General features: G+C 70.0%; 15 protein-coding genes. 10 read left to right on the top strand and 5 right to left on the bottom strand.

Annotated elements, in window-relative coordinates; genetic code table 11:
- Nucleotides 1–4: 4 nt before the first annotated feature.
- Nucleotides 5–1993: an MGH1-like glycoside hydrolase domain-containing protein gene (locus ACIBI9_RS48870; protein WP_397233597.1), complete on the bottom strand. Its 1989-nt coding sequence runs from the start codon at nt 1991–1993 to the stop codon at nt 5–7.
- A 248-nt stretch (nt 1994–2241) separates the two neighbouring features.
- On the opposite strand from ACIBI9_RS48870, the gene ACIBI9_RS48865 reads away from it, so the two are divergent.
- The 6 genes from ACIBI9_RS48865 (at nt 2242) to ACIBI9_RS48840 (ending at nt 9812) form a co-directional block, all read left to right on the top strand.
- Nucleotides 2242–3267, top strand: coding sequence for a LacI family DNA-binding transcriptional regulator (locus tag ACIBI9_RS48865; RefSeq protein ID WP_397233595.1), 1026 nt, complete (start codon nt 2242–2244; stop codon nt 3265–3267).
- 118 nt (nt 3268–3385) lie between these two features.
- A complete protein-coding gene (locus ACIBI9_RS48860; protein ID WP_397233593.1) occupies nt 3386–5194 on the top strand; it encodes an endo-1,4-beta-xylanase in 1809 nt (602 codons plus the stop codon).
- Nucleotides 5195–5232: 38 nt separating this feature from the next.
- Nucleotides 5233–6693, top strand: a complete 1461-nt coding sequence (locus tag ACIBI9_RS48855; protein ID WP_397233591.1) for an extracellular solute-binding protein — start codon at nt 5233–5235, stop codon at nt 6691–6693.
- 4 nt (nt 6694–6697) lie between these two features.
- The gene (locus ACIBI9_RS48850; RefSeq protein ID WP_397233589.1) at nt 6698–7678 is read left to right on the top strand and encodes a carbohydrate ABC transporter permease; all 981 of its coding nucleotides are present in this window, start codon (nt 6698–6700) and stop codon (nt 7676–7678) included.
- A complete protein-coding gene (locus ACIBI9_RS48845; protein WP_397233587.1) occupies nt 7675–8499 on the top strand; it encodes a carbohydrate ABC transporter permease in 825 nt (274 codons plus the stop codon). Before ACIBI9_RS48850 ends, ACIBI9_RS48845 begins: the two co-directional genes overlap by 4 nt.
- A gap of 14 nt (nt 8500–8513) precedes the next feature.
- Nucleotides 8514–9812, top strand: coding sequence for a Gfo/Idh/MocA family protein (locus ACIBI9_RS48840; protein ID WP_397233585.1), 1299 nt, complete (start codon nt 8514–8516; stop codon nt 9810–9812).
- 645 nt (nt 9813–10457) lie between these two features.
- Here ACIBI9_RS48840 and ACIBI9_RS48835 read toward each other — a convergent pair.
- Nucleotides 10458–11000: a hypothetical protein gene (locus ACIBI9_RS48835; protein WP_397233583.1), complete on the bottom strand. Its 543-nt coding sequence runs from the start codon at nt 10998–11000 to the stop codon at nt 10458–10460.
- A 654-nt stretch (nt 11001–11654) separates the two neighbouring features.
- Between ACIBI9_RS48835 and ACIBI9_RS48830 the strand changes: the two genes are divergently transcribed.
- Complete coding sequence (locus tag ACIBI9_RS48830; protein WP_397233582.1) at nt 11655–12869, top strand: glycosyltransferase; 1215 nt, start codon at nt 11655–11657, stop codon at nt 12867–12869.
- Nucleotides 12870–13366: 497 nt separating this feature from the next.
- Here the strand turns inward: ACIBI9_RS48830 and ACIBI9_RS48825 are convergent, their stop codons facing one another.
- Entirely contained in the window at nt 13367–14065 is a 699-nt protein-coding gene (locus ACIBI9_RS48825) for a TetR/AcrR family transcriptional regulator (protein ID WP_397233580.1), read from the bottom strand.
- A gap of 80 nt (nt 14066–14145) precedes the next feature.
- On the opposite strand from ACIBI9_RS48825, the gene ACIBI9_RS48820 reads away from it, so the two are divergent.
- Nucleotides 14146–15675: an FAD-dependent monooxygenase gene (locus ACIBI9_RS48820; protein WP_397233578.1), complete on the top strand. Its 1530-nt coding sequence runs from the start codon at nt 14146–14148 to the stop codon at nt 15673–15675.
- A 153-nt stretch (nt 15676–15828) separates the two neighbouring features.
- Here ACIBI9_RS48820 and ACIBI9_RS48815 read toward each other — a convergent pair whose 3' ends face one another.
- Nucleotides 15829–16872 carry an FAD-dependent monooxygenase gene (locus tag ACIBI9_RS48815; protein WP_397233576.1) on the bottom strand — a complete coding sequence of 348 codons (1044 nt, stop codon included), beginning with the start codon at nt 16870–16872 and terminating at the stop codon, nt 15829–15831.
- 64 nt (nt 16873–16936) lie between these two features.
- Here ACIBI9_RS48815 and ACIBI9_RS48810 point away from each other — a divergent pair, with 64 nt between their 5' ends.
- Nucleotides 16937–17518 (top strand): TetR/AcrR family transcriptional regulator, encoded by a 582-nt coding sequence (locus tag ACIBI9_RS48810; protein ID WP_397233574.1) that lies wholly within the window; start codon nt 16937–16939, stop codon nt 17516–17518.
- On the opposite strand, the gene ACIBI9_RS48805 is transcribed toward ACIBI9_RS48810, so the two are convergent.
- The gene (locus ACIBI9_RS48805; RefSeq protein WP_397233572.1) at nt 17487–18137 is read right to left on the bottom strand and encodes a TetR/AcrR family transcriptional regulator; all 651 of its coding nucleotides are present in this window, start codon (nt 18135–18137) and stop codon (nt 17487–17489) included. The genes ACIBI9_RS48810 and ACIBI9_RS48805 overlap by 32 nt on opposite strands.
- 96 nt (nt 18138–18233) lie before the next feature.
- Here ACIBI9_RS48805 and ACIBI9_RS48800 point away from each other — a divergent pair, with 96 nt between their 5' ends.
- Entirely contained in the window at nt 18234–19229 is a 996-nt protein-coding gene (locus tag ACIBI9_RS48800; RefSeq protein WP_397233570.1) for an oxidoreductase, read from the top strand.
- The last annotated feature ends 3 nt before the right edge of the window (nt 19230–19232 follow it).

Raw genomic sequence — 19232 nt, 5'->3', positions numbered from 1 at the left:
GGAGTCACTCGATGACCTCGCCGGCCTTCCGGCGGCGGCCGTCGACGGTGACGGTGCCCGAGGCGGTCGAGACGTCGATCGTGCGTCCCCGGTAGGTCAGCCCGGTCAGCTCCACGTCCCCGTCCGGGAGCACCGCCGGGTCGACGACCAGGCTGCCGTCGAGCCGGAACCGCACGCCCGCCGCGCCGGTCAGGATCGCCTCCGCACCGGCCAGCCCGGCGACGATGTTGACCCGCCGCCCCGAGGGCGCCGCCGCCGGGCGGTCGCAGTAGTGGTCCTGCGGGAAGTACGGGAAGTGCCGCCCCATCCAGAGCAGCCGTCGCATGACGTCCCAGGCCAGGGACGCCTCGCCCCGCTCCCAGAGCGTCAGGGCGAGCTGCGGGCCCTCTCCCGTGTACGCCCCGCCGCCTGACCAGTCGGTGTCGCCGAGCTCGTAGTGCAGCCGGTCGTCCGAGGCCACGGCACTGACGCCGTAGGGCGCGAGGAACGAGCCGTCCCGCAGCCGCCCGAGCATGGCCTCGGCCATCTCCGGCGTGCAGGCGCCGTTGCGCATCGCGTCGAACGCCTGGACGTGCCGGACGAGCTCGGTGTGCCCGTCGGGGTAGCCGCAGCGGAACCACCCCTCGCGCTCGTCCCACAGCTCGCGGGCGATCGCGTCCCTGATGGTGCGGGCACGGGAGCGAAGGTCGCCGACCGGCAGCCGTGCGCCGGACACCTCGGACAGCTCGGCCAGCCGGTCGAGGCACCAGGCGCGTTCGGCGTTGGGGCTGGCGACCACGTGCTCCCAGCCGCTGCTGCGCATCTCCAGCAGGTTGTACTGGTTGCCGTAGTCGCGTAGTGCCCCCGCCGGGGCGAATCGGGCATCCAGCCCCTCGACGAGGGCGTGGAGCTGGGTGACCAGGGCGGGGGAGATGCCGTGGTGAGCGGCGACGGCGGTGGCGAGGGTGACCAGCGACCAGCCGCTGTAGGCGTACGGGACGCCGAGGCCCGTGCCGTCGGGCGCGATCGCGTAGTGCCGGGTGAGGTCCACCTTCATGATCGATTCGAGGACGCCGGTGGTGGCCTCCCCGAGCATGAGGGTGAGCAGGTGGGGGGCGTACCCGCCGGTGTCCCACGCGTAGGCGCAGAGTGCCCCGCCGTCCACGCCGGACGTGGCCACGAAGGGCGAGGTGATGAAGCCGGGGTTGTCCCAGAGGCAGACCAGCCCGCTGGCCAGGGATCCGCGCCAGTACGCCGCCAGCCCGGGGATGTCGCTGGACAGCCGCGGCACGCGCGCCAGGGCCCGGGCCAGCCGGTGCTCCGACCGCCCGGCGGACTCGGTGGCCAGCTCCCGTGGCCGCCCGGGCGGCGTGCTCGCGCCGGCGCGGACGGCCAGCGCGAACACCGCCGTCCCGCCCGCCGGAACGTCCTGGCGCAGCCCCTCGTGGGTGAGCTCGACGGTGACGTCCCCGGCCTGCCAGGTCCACGGGCCCGAGCTCACGGCCTTCGGGCCGGGGGCGGGCGGCACCCAGCCCCATTCGCCGAGCGGGACGCGGCGGGGGCCGCCGGGGTCGGCCCGCGGGTGAAGGGTCACGGTGACGTCCCGCCCGGCCCGGTTGGTGATCTCCACCTCCAGGACGAATCCGGCCTGGCCGTGCAGCGGGGTGAGGGTGCTGCGGACGCGCAGCGACATCGGCTCGCCGCCCTGGTGGTGGCGGCGGTGGTAGGTGCCGTGCCTGACGATCCGGCCGGGCCACCAGGTGCCGCCCGCGTGCAGCAGGCCCACCCCGGCCACGCCAGGCGCCGCGCCGTCGGTGATCCGGTGACCGTCCACGTCCAGCTCGACGGCCAGCCCGGCGTCGGGCACCGCGTACGGCGGCGCGAACCACCCGCCGACCCCGCACACCGATCCCGGCGGGGCGTGGACCGTGGTCCAGCCGCTGGTGACCCACGTGTCACCGGGCGCCATGCTCTGGCGCAGGTCGAAGGCGAACTCGTCAACGGAATAAGGCATGCGTCAATCCCTTGCCTGACGTGGCTGTCGGGGGAGTCGTGTCCGGAGGGCATGGACGGTCGGAGCGACGGCCCGGAGATCCGGGGGCTCGTGACCGATGCTGACACCGGCCCTTATCCGTCGCAATAGTTACCGCCGAGTTACTCCTGTTTTTCCTTCAGGTATTGCCATCGAACCGGTCCAGCGTTACGGTCCTGGCAAGCGTTGGACCGGTTTGACAAAAGGCCGGGCGCAGCTGAGGAACGTGCATGGAGAAAATCACGATCCGCGATATCGCACGCCTGGCCGGCGTGTCGAAATCGACGGTGTCATTGGTGATCAACAACAGCCCGCGGGTCGACCCGGCCACCAGGCGCCGCGTGCTGGCTGTCATCACCCGGCACAACTACGTGCCCAGTGCCACCGCGAGCGCGCTGGCGAAGGGCGGGCGGCCGCCGTTCATCGGCATGATCGTGCCCGGGCTGACGTGGCGGATGGTCGCCCCGCTGAACTTCGGGGTCGCCTCCGTCATCGAGCGCACGCCGTACGAGATCATCCTCTACACGAGCACCAACGACCGCGACTACGGGCCGGTCATCGACCGCATGCTCGCCTCGGGGCTGTCGGCCGGGGTCCTGGTCATCAACCAGGACCAGCCCATGAAACCCCTGCTCGACCTGCACGAGCAGGGAGTGCCCGTGGTCCTCATCAACACCCTCGGCTCCCACTTCGACCTGCCGTCGGTCGAGGCCGACAACTACGAGGGCGCGTACGGCGCGGTCCGCCACCTGCTGGACCTGGGCCACCGGCGGATCGCGTCGCTGGCCGGGCCGATGACGTACCCGTGCTGCCAGGACCGGCAGCGCGGCTACGAGGACGCGCTGACCGAGGCCGCGGTCCCGATCGACGCCTCGCTCACCCTGCAGGGCGGATTCCACCCGCCCACCGCCCGTGACCTGGTGCGTGAGCTGCTGGATCGCGACGACCGGCCGACGGCGGTGTTCGCGCACAACGACGTCACCGCCTACGCCGCCATGGAGGCAGCCGCCGACCGCGGCCTGCGGGTGCCCGAGGACCTGTCGGTGGTGGGATTTGACGACATACCGTCGTCGGCGCACGTCAAGCCCGCCCTCACCACGGTCAGCCAGCCGTTCGAGGCGATGGGCGAGCAGGCGGCACGGATGCTGCTCGCCATCGTCTCCCCCGAGTCCGGGGAGGGGCCGCCACCGCCCACCCGCATCCATCTGCCGACCGCTCTCATCGTCCGGGACAGCACGGGTCCCGTTCCGGCCTGACGCACATTTCACTTCGACTCGACTTTCACTTCGACTTTCACATCGACGAAGCGAAGACCGGCGCTCTCAGGGCACCGGTCGCGATCCCCCCTGCCCGTCGAAAGAAAGGACCCTGCCCATGGGTCGCCTCACGAAGACGCTGGCGTACGCCATTCCCGTAGCGCTGCTCGCGGCGCTGGGACTGACGGCGCCTGCGGCCGCCGCCGCCCCCACCGAGGTCATGCCTGCCGACGTCCTCGAGTCGTTCACCCAGTTCACCGGAAACCCGGCACCCCAGACGAAGATCGTCACCGTCCAGGGGCAGCCCGACTTCGACAGGGCGCTGCAGGTCACGGTGACCGGGCAGCCGAGCTCGCCCGGCCTGGACGGCGAGTACTCGCTGGGCGTGGGAGTCCCGTCCGCGCAGCCCACGGTCAAGGACGAGGCGATGCTGGCCACCTTCTGGGCGCGATCGGTCACGCCGACCCCGTCCGGATCCGGCCTGGCCCACTTCGTGTTCGAGCAGAACGGCGGGAGCTACAGCAAGTCGACCCAGGCGGCGATGAAGTTCGGATCCGTCTGGCAGCGGTTCGAGCTGCCGTTCCGGATGGCCGCCGACTACGCGGCCGGGCAGGTCCGCATCAACTTCTGGCTCGGCTACGGCCCGCAGGTGCTGCAGATCGCGGGTGTGTCGGTGCTGCGGTACGGCCCCGGAACCCCGGCGGGCTGGCCGCAGGCCACCTACGCCGGCCGTGAACCGGGCGCCTCGTGGCGGGCCGCCGCCGACGACCGCATCGAACGCAACCGCAAGGGCAACCTCTACATCAAGGTCGTCGACTCCCAGGGCCACCTCGTCCCCGGCGCCACCGTCCAGGCGGACATGACCAAGCACGCCTTCAAGTTCGGCTCGGCCGCGGACGGCATACGCCTGATGACCCAGAACACCGCCGGCCAGAAGTACCGCGACACGCTGCTGGCCAACTTCAACCAGTTCACGCTCGGCAACAACCTCAAGTGGAACCACTGGGAGAACCTGACCGAGCGGAACACCTACACCCTTCCCGCGCTCCAGTGGGGGCGCGACAACGGCCTGTTCGTCCGCGGGCACACCCTGATCTGGCCCTCGTGCGGCAACATGCCCGCCGACGTCTGCGCTCTGCGCGACGACCCTGCCGCGCTGCGGAACAGGATCGACACCCACATCACCGACGAGGCGAGCACGCTCGTCGGCAAGATCGACGAGTGGGACGTGGTCAACGAGCCGTACGCCAACCATGACGTGCAGAACGTGCTCGGCGACGGCGAGATCGACCGCTGGTTCCGGCTGACCCGGCAGGCCGACGCGGGCCCCAGGCTCTACCTCAACGACTACGACATCATCGAGGACAACGGCTGGGAGGTCCGCCACCAGGACCAGTTCGCCGCCCTGGCCCGCTCGCTGAAGGACGGCGGAGCGCCCATCGGCGGGATCGGCATCCAGGGTCACTTCGCCGGGGAGCAGCTCACCCCTCCGGCGGACCTGGTCACGTTGATCAACAAGTTCGGCGGGATCGGCCTGCCGATCGCGATCACCGAGTTCGACGTCGGCACCACCGACGAGCAGCTCCAGGCCGACTACACGCGTGACTTCCTCACCCTGATGTTCAGCATGCCGCAGGTCACCGGGGTCAGCACCTTCGGGTTCTGGGAGGGCGACACCTGGGATCCCAAGCGGGCCCTGTTCCGGACCGACTACACGCCCAAGCCGAACGCCCTGGCCTGGCGCGACCTCGTCTACGGCAAGTGGTTGACGAAGGCGTCGGCCACGACCGGGTCGACCGGCTCGACCACCGTGCGAGGCTACCTCGGCGACTACACCGTGAAGGTCACGGCCGGCGGCGTCACCAAGGAGGTCGCCGTCTCGATGCCGACCATCGCCGGCAAGGCGATCACCGTGGTCGTCGGCTGACCTCAGCACATCGAGCCGGCTCATCGAAAGGAAAGTCCATGTCAGCCATTCAGCTCAGCCGCCGGCAACTCCTGCGGGCCGCCGTCGCCGCCGGCGGGGCCGCGGTCCTCGCCGGCTGCGGCGACTCCGGGCAGGACGCCACCTCCGCGTCGGGGACCACGCTGGCGTACTGGGACTGGTACGTCAGCCAGGCGCCCTGGGTCGACAACGAGGTCAAGCTCTTCCAGCAGGCCAACGGAAAGACCACGATCAAGAAGACCACCCAGGTCACCGACAAGTACCTCGACCTGGTGGCGCTGGCGTTCCGCAGCGGCACCGCCCCCGACGTCTTCCTGCTGCCCACGAAGCCGAAACTGGAGGTCCACGTCGGCGAGGGCTGGCTGATGCCCCTGGACAAGTGGGCCACCCCGGAGTGGCGGTCGAGATTCCCCGACAACAGCTTCGTCGAGGGCGTCAACATCTTCGGCGGCAAGGTCTACTCCGCGCCCTTCAGCGGCCTGGCGCCGGCGTTGCAGCTCTACATCCACAACGGGGTCTTCAAGGAGGCCGGCCTGACCAACCCCGACGGGTCGGTCCTCATCCCGAAGACGTGGGACGACATCACCCGCGCCGCCGAGGCGATCACCGGCAAGAGCGGCGGCAAGGTCTTCGGGCTCGGCTTCGGCAACGCGCAGAAGGGGGCCCTGCCGTGGCTGATCGAGCTGTTCTGCCGGGGCGCCGGGTCGCCCGGGGGCACCCAGTCGGTCGACTACCGCACAGGCAGATGGACGTACGGGACCGACCGCAACTACGCGGACTTCCTCGCCCTCCTCCTCGACTGGAAGAGCCGCGGCTTCATCTACCCCAACTCGATGAGCATCTCCGACGAGCAGGCCAGGGCGTTCTTCGCGAAGGGCCGGTTCGGCATGATCGTCGGAGGGGTGTGGAACCAGGCGCCCTGGGAGGAGGCCGGATTCAAGGACTACAGCCTCATGACGCTCCCGTCGCCGACCGGCACCCCGCAGGGCTTCTTCTACGGAGCCCCGGGCAGCTACCTGATGGGCATCTCGGCCAAGGCCAGGAACCCCGACCAGGCGTGGGCCTGGCTCGACTGGTTCTACAGCCGCGAGGCCGGCAAGCGCTGGGTGCAGGGCGGCTACGGCCTGTCGGTCTACCCCGAGAACAACGACCCGGCGGGCGTGACCTCGCCGACCTTCAAGCAGTACGTCGCCATGGCGAACACGGCGCTCGTCGGCCCGGTGCCCGCCATCCGCAACCCTGACCTCGCCAAGGTGGAGGTGGCGCCGGTCCAGCCGGACCTCCCGGACGTCGCGGCCGGCATCTACACGGGCCAGCTCAAGGACGCGCCCAAAGCGCTCAAGGAGCTCGAGGACCGCCTCAACGGCGCCCTGAGCGAGGCCGTGTCCAAGGCCCGCGGGCAGGGGCTGAAGGTCAGCATGGACGACTACGTGTTCGCCGACTGGGACATCGCCAAGTCGTACACCACCAAGCGCGGATGAGCTGATGACGGACATCCAACTGGTCGGCCGGCCCCGTGCGCTGATCGCGGGCAGGGCGTCCCGCCTGCGGCAGCGGATCGCCGCGGCGCGCTGGTCCTACCTGTACGTCCTGCCGATGCTGGTGCTGCTGCTGGCGTTCGTGATCTACCCGATCGTCGCGTCGCTCGGCTACACCTTCTACCGGTGGGACGGGATCGGCGAGCCCGGTGACTTCGTCGGGCTCGCCAATTTCTCCCGGGTGATGACGGACTCCATCTTCTGGGGAGCCCTGCGCAACACGTTCTTCTACGTGCTGCTCGTGGTGCCCGTCCAGCTCGTTCTCGCGCTCGCGCTGGCCCTCGTGCTGAACAACCGCCGGCTGCGCGGGAGGACTTTGTACCGGACGCTCTTCTTCCTTCCGGTGGTGACGTCGGCCGCGGTCGTCGGCGTGGTCGTCCAGCTGCTCTTCTCCAATTTCGGGGACGTCGTCAACGACGCCCTGATGTCGATCGGCCTCACGGACGAATACGTGGACTGGCTCGGCGATCCGGATTTCGCGATGCTCATCATCATCGGGGTCGGGATCTGGCACACGCTGGGCTACAACCTCGTGTATTTCCTGGCCGGTCTGCAGACGATCCCCGACGAACTGTACGAGGCGGCCCGGCTCGACGGCGCGGGCGCCTTCGCGAGCTTCCGCTACATCACCGTCCCCATGCTCAGGTCGGTGGGGGTCGTCATCGTCCTGCTGTCGGTCATCGGCTCGTTCCAGGTCTTCGACCTCGTGCAGGTGCTCACCAACGGCGGGCCGTACTTCGCCACCGAGGTCGTGAACACCTACATCTACCACCTGGCGTTCGGCGGGTTCGGCGGGTCCACCGTCGAGCGGGACGTCGGCCTCGCCTCGGCGGCCTCGTTCTTCTACGGGCTGCTGCTCATCGTCTTCGCCGTGGCCCAGGCACTCTTCCTGCGGGTGCTGGTCAAGCGCAGGGGAGGTCGCGCATGACCCGGCGCGCGCCGTGGATGACGCACGTGTTCCTCCTCGTCGGCGGGATCGCCTGGCTGTACCCGTTCCTCTGGACGCTGGGCAGCTCGCTGAAGAGCACCGACGAGTTCTTCGGCCGCGGCCTGAACCCACTGCCCGGCACGCCGCTGTGGTCCAACTACGGGCAGGCCTGGCAGGGAGCGTCCTTCGGCCAGTACTTCCTCAACACGCTCACCATCACCGTCGCCACGGTGGTCATCACCCTGCTCGTGACCGCCATGGCCGGCTACACGCTGGCCCGCACCGAGTTCCCCGGCAAGGGGGTCGTGCTGGTCGCGGTGGCGGGGACGGTGTTCCTGCCCCACGGGTACACCATCATCCCGATCTTCGACATCATGAACGCGCTCGGCCTGCTCAACAGCCTCTGGTCGATCATCATCGTGCAGTCCGCCGGTGGGATCGTCTTCGGCACCTTCCTGTTCATGGGCTACTTCCGGGCGATCGACGGTTCGCTGGAGGACGCCGCCCGGGTGGACGGGGCCAACTTCCACCAGGTCTTCTGGCGGATCATGCTGCCGCTGTCGGGGCCGATGCTGGCGACGGTCGGCCTGTTCACCGCCATCTCGGCGTGGAACAGCTTCTTCATCCCGCTCGTGTTCACCCTCGCCCGTCCCGAGCTGCGCACTCTGGGCGTCGGGATGTACGCCTTCATCGGCGAGAACTCCACCGACTGGACGTTGCTGTGCGCCGGCTCCGTCATCACCCTCGCCCCCATCATCGCCATCTTCCTGGTGCTGCAGAGGTTCTTCGTGAACGGGCTCGCCGGCGCCGTCAAACAGTGACAGAGAGGATGCCCATGTCCCGTTCCCGGCGAGCCGCGATCGTCGGCACCGGCCTGCGCGCGCAGCTGTTCACCCAGGGCCTGGCCCGGCGCGAGCACGTCGACCTGGTCGCCCTGTGCGACCCGAACCTGACCCGCATGGCCGTGCACAACCGCCTCATCACCGCGTTGGGCCGGCCCCCGGCCGCGACCCTGGGCCCGGACGGGTACGCCCGCCTGCTCCGCGACGTCGACACCGTGGTGGTGACCACCGTCGACGCCCTCCACGACGCCTACATCGTCCCCGCGCTCGAGGCGGGCTGCCGGGTGATCACCGAGAAGCCGATGGCCACGGACGCCGCCCGCTGCGCCCGGATCCTGGACGCCGTGGACCGCATGGGCTCCGGCGTGACGGTGGCCTTCAACTACCGGTTCAACCCGGTGCACGAGAAGGTCCACGAGCTGCTGCGGGCGGGCGAGATCGGCGAGGTCCTGTCCGTGCACTTCGAGTGGCTCCTGGACGTACGCCACGGCGCCGACTACTTCCGGCGCTGGCACCGTCTCAGGGCCGGCAGCGGCGGCCTGATGGTGCACAAGTCCGGGCACCACTTCGACCTGGTGAACTGGTGGCTGGGCAGCGTGCCGCGGCGCGTCTACGGGCAGGGCCGGCTGGCCTTCTACGGCGCGGCCAACGGCCGGGCGTCCGGTTACGCGCGCGACTACGAGCGCGCCCACGGGGCGCCCGAGGCCGCGAGCGACCCGTTCGCCCTGGACCTCGCCGCGAACGCACAGCTCAGAGAGCTGTACCTGAACGCCGAGCACGAGGACGGCTACGTGCGCGACCGCAACGTGTTCGGCGACGACATCACAATCGAGGACGACATGGCGGTCCTCGTCACCTACGCGAGCGGCGCCACGCTGACCTACCACCTCACGGCGTACTCCCCCTGGGAGGGGTACCGGGTCATGTTCAACGGCACCCGGGGGCGGCTGGAACTGGAGGTCGAGGAGACGCAATGGGCCGATCCGGGCACGGGCGTCACCGCCGGATCGGGGGCGCTGCACGGCGACGTCGCCCCACCCAACTCCGGCGGCGCGCGGATCCGCGTGCGTCCCCTGTGGGCGCCCCCGCGCGACGTACCGGTGACGGTGGTCCACGAGGGGCACGGCGGCGCCGACGAGCGCATGCTGGCCGCGATGTTCGACGGCGCGGCCTCCCCGGTGGCGCTGGCGGACGAGCGGGACGGCGCCCACGCCCTGGCGATCGGACTGGCCGCCAACGAGTCGTTCACCACCGGGGAGCCGGTCACCCTCTCCGGCGGAGACCGGGAATGAGCGGGGTGTCCGGGACAGCGCCCACCTCGGCTCCGGCAGCTGGTTGTCGTTGACCGGCCGGGACACGGTGATGTCGGCGTCCACGTAGATCACGGTCATGACCCTGCGCGGGATGGCCGACCGGCGCGGCGTGGTGGAACGTCCACCCGAGGTGATAGCTCACCTCGCCGAGCCGGTACGGCGTCTCGGCGAACGGGAAGCGCTGCTGGGCGAGCGCCTGCTGGAGACTGACCTACTGCGAGGAGCACGTGGACGAGCCGATTCCACGGCCAACACCGCCGCCGCGGCCCATGGCAGCGTCCGCGCCCTCCAGCAGGGTTTCCGTGAACACTGCAGACCACGCCGCCGGCCCATCTGCGCCGGCCACGGCTCGAACGGGCGCACGAGGACCTGCCGGACCTGGCTGCCTCGGGCCGTGCCGGCACCGTCACCGACGTCGCGCTGCGCTGGCGGTTCACGCACATGGGCTGGTTCTCGAACCTGTACCGAGCGGCGTATGGCCGGTCCTTCTCCGTCCTCGCTCGACGTGCCTACCTGACGCGTTCATGAGTGAGACGGAGCCGGCGTCGCATTCTCGACATCGACGAGGAACCGCTCAACGTGGAGGAACGGAGCGCTGGTCGGCCGAGCTCACGTGACGGGCCGCTACCTCAGGCAGTCCTGAGCGGTCAGGACCAGAGTTACACCGAGGACCATGTTCTTCGACACGAGGAAGACGTAGGACGCCTTGGGGTTGCCCGGCACGGTGGCGAAGGTGCCGTACAGCGCATTCTGCTTCAGGTTGGGGTAGGCGGCCTTCAACTGCGCGGGGGTGGCGCCTATGCCGATGCCCTGAGGCGTTTTGACGCCGCGGCCCGGCGCGGAGATCGTGACCACGCCCTGCTTCTTCGAGATGAACATCCCCGCCCGGTTGCCGCTGTACCGGCGCTCCTTCAGGTCATAGGCCGAGCACTTGGTGGGCACCTTGATGGTCTTGCGGACGATCCTCCCGGTCGCTCTGGCCTGCGCCTCCGTCATCCCGAGCTTGAGGTTGCCGTACCCGAACGGTCCTAACGTCCTCTTCTGGGCGGCGGCAGCGGCGTCCGTCGCGCCCGCCAGCGTGACACCTGCGCCCAGCACCGCCACAAGCGCCGACCGGCCAATTCGCTGGGCTATGGACTGCTTCACAGCACTTCCTCCGGTGATCATGAGTGCAAACTGTAGCCCGAACGCGACTGGGGCTGCCGGTGATTGACAAGATCATCAGATGAGGTACGCGTCCCGGGACGCCAGATGCCCGCGGTGAGGCCGTACGTCAAGAAGGTGCTCACCCCGGCCCCGACGGCCGGGAAGACGTGACCGCGCGGGTGCCCGGTACGCCCGAAACAGCACGAGTGCCCCGTAATCGAGCCCGAACACCGCCGCGTTGGCCCACCCCTCGGACACGGAGAACAACCCGGTGAGCCCGGCCACCGCGAGGACCGCCGGTGCTGCCGCGAGGGCCTTCGCCGAACGCGGCTGCGACCAGCCCACCGCCATGCCGCAAGGCATCGCCTACAGGCGGTGCGGGGAGCCCGGACGGTCCCTGGCCACCACCCTTCATGGGAGGGACCGCGTCGTCTGTTCACGGCGGCGACGATGGCGATGGCGTGCGCGTGGCTGGATCAAGAAGGGCCTTCGCGACTGCTGGAAGCATCAAGCGAGACCGTGATCATGCAGCGGACGACAAAAAGCAAAGGCAAGGAGATGGATCTCCCTTCCACTTTCAACCTATAGCGCACCGGGGGGCTTGCGGCAAGACCCGGGTCGTGCCTCAAGATTGTCGGCCGAGGCCAGAACCTGCGGAAATGGGGGAGTCAAAAAGTGCGTGTGTTGTTGTCGACATGGGGATCGCGCGGGGACGTCGAACCGCTGGTGGCACTCGCGGTGCGGTTGCAGGAACTCGGTGCGGAGGCGCGGGTGGCCGCGCCGCCGGACGAGGAGTTCGCGGCGCTGCTGGCCGGAGTCGGCGTGCCGCTGGTACCGCTCGGCCCGTCGGTGCGCTCGGTGGTGAGCGGGGCAAAGCCGCCGACGGTGGATGACGCGTTCCGGCTCGCGCGCGAGCTGGTCGCCGTTCGTTTCGAGACGCTCGGCGCGGCGGCCGAGGGATGTGACGCGCTGCTGGCGACCGGCCTGATGCCGGCCGGCGCACGGGACGTCGCCGAGAAACTGGGCATCCGGTACGTGCTCGCGTGCTTCCATCCGTTCGGGCTGCCGTCGCGGCACTTCCCTCCGGGGGCGCGGCCGGGCACGCCGTCCCCGGAGGGCGAGACCGACAACCGGGTGCTGTGGGAGCAGGACGCCCAGCGCGTGAACGCGTTGTACGGCGAGGCGCTCAACACCCATCGGGCGGCGATCGGCCTGCCGCCGGTGGACAACGTCCGCGACCACGTCTTCACCGACCAGCCGTGGCTGGCGGCGGACCCGATCCTGGGCCCGTGGCAGGACATGACGGATCTCGACATCGTGCAGACCGGGGCGTGGATCCTGCCGGACGAACGCCCGCTCCCGGCCGAGCTGGAGGCGTTCCTGGACGCCGGCGAAGCGCCGGTGTACGTGGGCTTCGGCAGCATGGCCATGCGCGCTTCGACCGACATCGCCCGGGTGTCCATCGAGGCGATCCGTGCGCACGGCCGCCGCGTACTCGTCGGGCGCGGCTGGGCCGACCTGGCCCTGATCGACGACCGGGACGACTGCTTCGTCGTCGGCGAGGTCAACCAGCAGGCACTGTTTCCCCGGCTGGCCGCCGTCGTGCACCACGGCGGCGCGGGCACCACGACGACGGCCGCCCGGGCCGGCGCACCCCAGGTCGTGGTACCCCAGATCGCAGACCAGCCGAGCTGGGCCACCCGGGTGGCCCAGCTGGGCATCGGCGCGGCACACGACGGCCCGACGCCGACCGTCGAGTCCCTGTCGGCCGCGCTCGGAACGGCCCTGACGCCCGAGACCCGAGCACGGGCGAGGGCCGTGGCCGGCACGATCCGCACCGACGGGACGACGGTGGCGGCGAAACTGCTCCTCGACCCGGCCAGCAGGTAAGGCCGCCCGCGTCCGCGTGAACCACACGGAGTCGTCGAGCCCGAGATCAGCGGGTTCTCATCGATGCGCATCTTGACGATCTCGATCTTGCCGCCGTGCCCGGCAGTCGGCCGGCAGTGGAGACCGCGCGCCGCCTCATCGTCGGTGAGCCGTCGAACGCCGTGGTGGACGATCACCGTGCGCGCCTCGAGCGGCTGTTCGCCGCCTCCCGCAGCGGAGTTGTCCCCCGGCCGTGAGGGCTGGGCGCCTTCCACGATCAGCTCGCGGATGAATGCGGCGAAGACGAGGTGGCCGCGGGAAGTGCGAACTCGCCGGCCACGAGTTCGCTCGTCTCGCGCCACGGCGTCACCGCGCGCGTGCTGGTTCCGATCGCTTATGACAACGACACCAACGTCCTGCCGGCGATCGATCATGCTGAGATCGTCGCGATTGCCAGAGCGTGGGATGCTCGGCGAGGCGGAGGGCGACATCTCGGCGGGGCAAGCCGCAGGCGGGGATCAGGCCGGAGCTCGCGGCGGGGACGGGGCCCCGGACACCCCGAGCAGCGGTAGCCACACCTCGTCCACGATCTCGACGATCGACTCGTCCGGCACCGCGCGCATCGTCGTGAGCAGGTCGTGGCGCAACAGGTCGAACGGCAGGTTCACCACGCGGGACGACCGTGACACGTCCGGCAGTTCCCCGCGCTCGACCGCGCGGGCGACGATCATGTCGAAGGCGGTGGCCTGGCCCGGTGGGAGGAGGGTGTCGCGCAGCTCGCTGAAGCTGGTGCCGGCGTCGCGGAAGTAGTCCGCCAGCTGCACGCTCATCAACGTGATCGTGGGCGCGCGGTCAGCGTTCGCGTTGCGGAGGAAGCCGATCGCGTCGTCGCGGAGGCTGCCGGTGTCGGGCACCGCGATCGGCTGCCAGAACTTGGTGAGAGTGGCCAGCAGCAGGTCATCGCGCTGCGGCCAGCGCCGGTAGAGCACGGGACGGCTCGTGCCGGCGCGGGCGGCGATCGCTTCGTAGGTGAAGCCGTGGTACCCGTGCTCGATCAGCACCTCCCATGCGGCGTCGAGGATCGCGTCCTCGAGTTTGGGGCCGCGTCGGCGGGATGCGCCGCTGTCACGGGTCGCGTCGCCGTCGGCACGACGTGCCGACGCCTGCGGCCCGATCGCCCCGCGCTCACCCGCGATCCGTTCGTGCTTACGATCCACTTGCGTATCTTATCGCGGTGACTTACGGTGTCCGCCGTTAGATACAGCTGCGTATCCTAAGGACTAAGGGGGCGTCAGAGATGTTCGACGTCATCATCGTCGGCGGTGGACCCGCCGGCCTCTTCCTGGCCTGCGAGCTCCGCCTCGCGGGAGTCCAGCCCCTGGTGCTGGAACGACGCCCGGAACCGGACCCGGCAGACAAGGCGCACGGCCTCGCCGGCCAGGTCGTACGGCTGCTGGACAACCGCGGCCTCTTCGAACGTTGCGGGGGCCGAGGAGCGCCGGTGCCTGCGCCCGGGTTCTTCTTCGGCGGGATGCCGCTGCCGCTTCGCATGCTCGGCAAGGAGAACCCGATGTATCTCCTGCCGGTCAACCAGCGTGATCTTGAACGGGTGCTCACCGAGCGCGCCGCAGAACTCGGGGCAGATGTCCGACGAGGGTGGGAGGTGCTGTCCTTCAGCCAGAGCGATGACCAGGTCGACGTCGTGGCACGCGGTTCGGACGGCATCGAGACGACCTTCACGGCCCGATACCTCGTCGGCTGCGACGGCGGCCGCAGCCTGATCCGCAAGCAGGCGGGAATCGCCTTCCCCGGCACCAGCGACGACAACGTCGTCGACCGGACGGCCCTCATCGGGCCGAGCGACCGCTTCCGTTTCGCGCCAGGGGGACGGGTCGTGATCGAGGGCCTCGGCGAGATCCCGGCGCACTTCCACCGTACCGATCAGGGCGTTTTCACCCTTCTCGCGCACGACCCGGAGCGGCCGCTGGTCAACACGGCCGAATGGGAAGAGCGCCCGGCAGGCGACTTCCCGGGGCCGGGCGCGCCGATGACGCCGGCCGAGATGGAGGACAGCATCGAACGGGTCCTCGGAGTGCGCCTGCCCCTGACTCCGCCGCCCGAGGGCGCGCCCACATTGCTTCGCCGCCAGTGTGGCCGGAACTCCCGGCTCGCTGACCGCTACCGCGACGGCCGAGTCTTCATCGCCGGCGACGCCGCACACGTGAGCCACGGGCCGACCCTGAACCTGGCGCTGCAAGACGCGGCCAACCTGGCCTGGAAACTGGCCGCCACCCTGCAGGGATGGGCCCCGGAAGGCCTGCTGGACAGCTACGAAACCGAGCGCCACGCGAGCGGCGAACGCGTGCTCATGCATACCCGGGCCGCGACCGCTCTGTTGGTACCCGGAGGCGATGTCACCGCCCTGCGCCTGCTCTTCGCGGAACTCCTCGACCGCACCGAGAACCTGCACACCGTCGCCGCCCTGCTGGCGGGTGCCGATGTCCGCTACGACATGGGCGAGGAACACCCCGCCGCGTCCACCGGCTGGTTCGTGCCACCCCTCGACCTGACCACCGACGACGGACACGCACGGCGCCTCGCTGAGCTCCTGCGCGACGCCCGCCCCCTGCTTCTTGACCTCACCGGTGAGAACGACCTCGCCGTCATCGCGGAGCCCTGGAACGACCGAGTGCACCACGTGACCGCGACCGCCGACGACTCCCCGTCGCCCGCATTGCTCATCCGGCCCGACGGCTACGTCGCCTGGGCAGGCGCGGACCCCGACAGCCTGAAGGCGGCCCTCACCCGCTGGTTCAGCCCGGGCTGAGGCCAACTGATCACGCGCTCGCCGGCCGTGAGAAGTCCTTGTCGTCGTGACGTGCTGCAGTGTGGCGACGGACCGTTGCCGGGCAGCCGATGTCGTGCCTGTCTCAAGCGCCGGTCCGTCCGACGTCGTGCCGACCCGTACGCCGGCTTCCGTCTATAAGGGCAGCAGCCGCATCAGTGCGTTGCGCGGCCCTGCCAGGCGACCGGCTCCGGCCAGGCGGGTCATCCAGCTGGAGGCGGTGACCATCCGCTGGGCGGCCGGGCGCCGCCGCGCGTCATAGGACAGCAGCGCCTTCTCCACGTCGCCGGGGTGCGTACGCAGGCAGGTGGCGAGCTCGACCGCGTCGAGCAGGGCCTGGCAGGCGCCCTGCCCCAGCGCGGGTGTCATCGCGTGGGCCGCGTCTCCTATCAGTGCCACGTTCCCCGTGACGTACGACTCGAGGGGCGGCGCCAGGTCGTAGACCTCGTGTCGCAGCACGGCGCCCTCCTCGGCGGCCGCGAGCACGCGCGGGATGGGGTCGTGCCAGCCGGCGAAGCGTGCGCGCAGATCGTCGAGGCTCTCGCGGACCCCTTCCGGGGTGCGTACGGGCGCGTACCAGTTGGTCACCCCCGGAGCCTGCGGCGTCATCCCGAACATCTGCCCGTGCCCCCAGGTCTCTCCGTAGTCCTGCGGCTCGAAGCCCTTGATCACGCCGCGCCAGGCGACGATGCCCGCGTAGCGGGGACGGGTCGCGGCCCCGAAGAACGCCTGCCGCACCGCGCTGCGTACCCCGTCGGCACCGACCACCAGGTCGTAGTCGGCGCGTAGCGCGGCGGGATCGGTGATCTCCACGCCCGTGCTGATCGTCGCCGGGTCCACTTGCTGCACCAGCATCTCGATCAGCGAGACCCGCGACAGCATGCGGACCGGCGTCCCGCCGCGCTGTTCGATGCGCTCCAACGGCAGGTCGGCCAGGCGCCTGCCGTCGGGGGTGCGGATCTGCGCCCGTCGGTACGGGACGGTGCGCTCACGCAGTTGCTCGCCCAGCCCGAGACCGGCCAGGGCGGCCTGGGCGTCCGGGCGGATGCCCAGCGCCGTGCCTTCGGCGACGACCTGGGGCCACCGCTCGAAGATCGAAACATCCCAACCGATCGCGCGCAGTGCGATCGCGGTCGTCAGGCCGCCGACTCCGGCGCCGACAACGACAGCTCGTTTCATTTCAATCACCACACATGTGGTACCACAGCTATGGTGATTACACAAAGGCGGGAGGATGGGGGCCATGGTGGAGAACAGGGACCGCCGCGACCGGTTGCGTGACGCGGCTATCGAGGTGCTGGCGGGGGAGGGCGGCAGGGGCCTGACCCACCGTGCGGTGGACCGTGCTGCCGAGTTGCCGGAAGGCACGGCCAAGAACTACTTCCCGACCCGCGACAGCCTGCTCCAGGCCGCCGCAGAGCGGTGCGTCGAGCGCTACTGGGGCGAGCTGCGGCAGGCTGAGATCGACTCCGTCGACCAGTTGCTCGCGTTGTTGCGCCTGATGATCGAGCGGGCGATGACGGTCAACCGGTCCCGGATCCTGGCCTACGTCGAACTGCACGCCGAGGCCGCCAGGAACCCCGAGGTGCAGCAGACTCTGGCCCGGCTCTCCCGCGCCGACCTCGACCTGCACCTGGCCGCCCAGCAGGCCGCCGGCCTCCCGGCCACCCGCGAGAGCGCCGCCGTGGTGACCTTGGCCGTCAACAGCGCCTTGACCTACCTGCTCACGCAGCCGCCCGACGTACTTGCCTCGTACGGACTCGACGACCTCGATCAGTTCCTGAGCCGCCTCGTCACCTCCGCCTACCCTCGCCACCGAAGCTGACCGGTTCGCCCCCGGGTACCGGCCGCAGAGCGCCGGCGTGCGCGGCGGCGAGCGTGACCCGCACCGCCTGGTCGGCGGTCGTCTCGTCGACCGGTTCGGCGGTGATGAGCAGGCGCAGGTAGATCGGTGCGGCCAAGGTCTTCAGCAGCTCGGAGGGGTCGGTGTCCCCGGGCAGTTCGCCGCGCTCGATGGCGTGCGTGACCACCGGTTCGGCCCTCGCGAGCCGGTCGTCGAACACGTGACGCCGGGCTGCGGCGATCTCCGGAAGATGGGCGGCCCCGGTGAACATGGCGGCGAGGATGGCCTGCCCGGTCGGACTGGTGAACGCCTGGGCGAGCGAGCGCGCCAGCGCCCGCAGGTCGGTCTCGATCGCTCCGGTGTCAGGGATGGGGATGTCCAGCGCCATGTGCTCGGCCAGGGCGTCAGTGAGCAGGCTCTCACGATCTTTCCACCGCCGGTACACCGTCGTCTTGTGGACTCCGGCGCGCTGGGCGACGTTCTCGATGGTCAACGCGGCGTAGCCCTTGTCCACGAGCTCGGCGAGCGTGGCGGCGTGGACGGCGGCGCGTACTTTGGCGCCGCGGCCGACCGGCCTGGCGGTGGAATGATCGGACTGCATTGCAACTCCAAGTTGCGATATTCGGAGGCGACTGACAAGATGAATCTATCGCAACTTGAAGTTGCGATAAGTTCCGTCTTCTCGAGGTGGTACATCATGCTCAACTCTCCCCCCGGGACCTTCCGTACGATCCCCGACCAGACCGGACGCGTCGCTGTGGTGACCGGAGCCAACAGCGGCATCGGCTACATAACCGCTCGCGAGCTGGCCCGCCGTGGCGCGCACGTCGTGCTGGCCTGCCGCGACCCCGAACGCGGCCAAGCGGCACTCGCCCGGATGCAGGGCGAGGTGCCCGGCGCTCACTTGGAACTGCGCCGGGTCGACCTGGGCAGCCTGACCTCCATCCGTGAGTTCGCCGCGGGGTGGGACCATGACCAGCTCGATCTGCTGGTCAACAACGCCGGGGTGGCGATGGTGCCGTACGCGCTGACCACCGACGGGTTCGAGTCGCAGTTCGGCGTCAACCACCTGGGCACCTTCGCCCTGACCGGCCTGCTTCTGCCGCAGCTGCTCGCCGCGCCCGATCCGCGGGTGGTCACCGTCAGCAGTGAGGGCCAGCGCTTCGCCCGCTTCGACCTCGACAACCTCAACGCCGAACGCGGCTACCGGACGGCGTTCGCCTACGTGCAGTCCAAGCGGGCCAACCTCTACTTCGCGATGCAACTGCAGCGCCGGGCCGACGCCGCCGGACAGCGCCTCCGCAGCATGGCCGTGGCGCCCGGGCTCACCCGCACCAACGTGCTCACCGGTGGCGCCAACAGCGGCAGAGGACGGCTGTATGCGACCCTCACCCGCCTCCTGGTGCGCGTGGCCTTCCGGCCCGCCCCGGAAGGGGCGAAGACCTCCCTGTACGCGGCGACCGTGCCGGATTTGCCCGGTGGCAGCTACATCGTTCCTGACGGGCCGCTGCAACTGCGCGGAGTGCCCACCCGTCGCACTCGCGAGCGCGCCATCCGCGACACCGCCACAGCCGCAGACCTGTGGCAACTGTCCGAACGCCTGACCGGCGTCACCTACGCCCTGTCCACCGCCCCGTCTACAGAACGTCCTCGTATCACTCCGGTTCGTCAGGGTGCCCGGTCGGCCGAGTGACAA

It is taken from the genome of Nonomuraea sp. NPDC050451, assembly GCF_044458585.1.
This window is presented reverse-complemented; position numbering and strand designations above follow the sequence as displayed.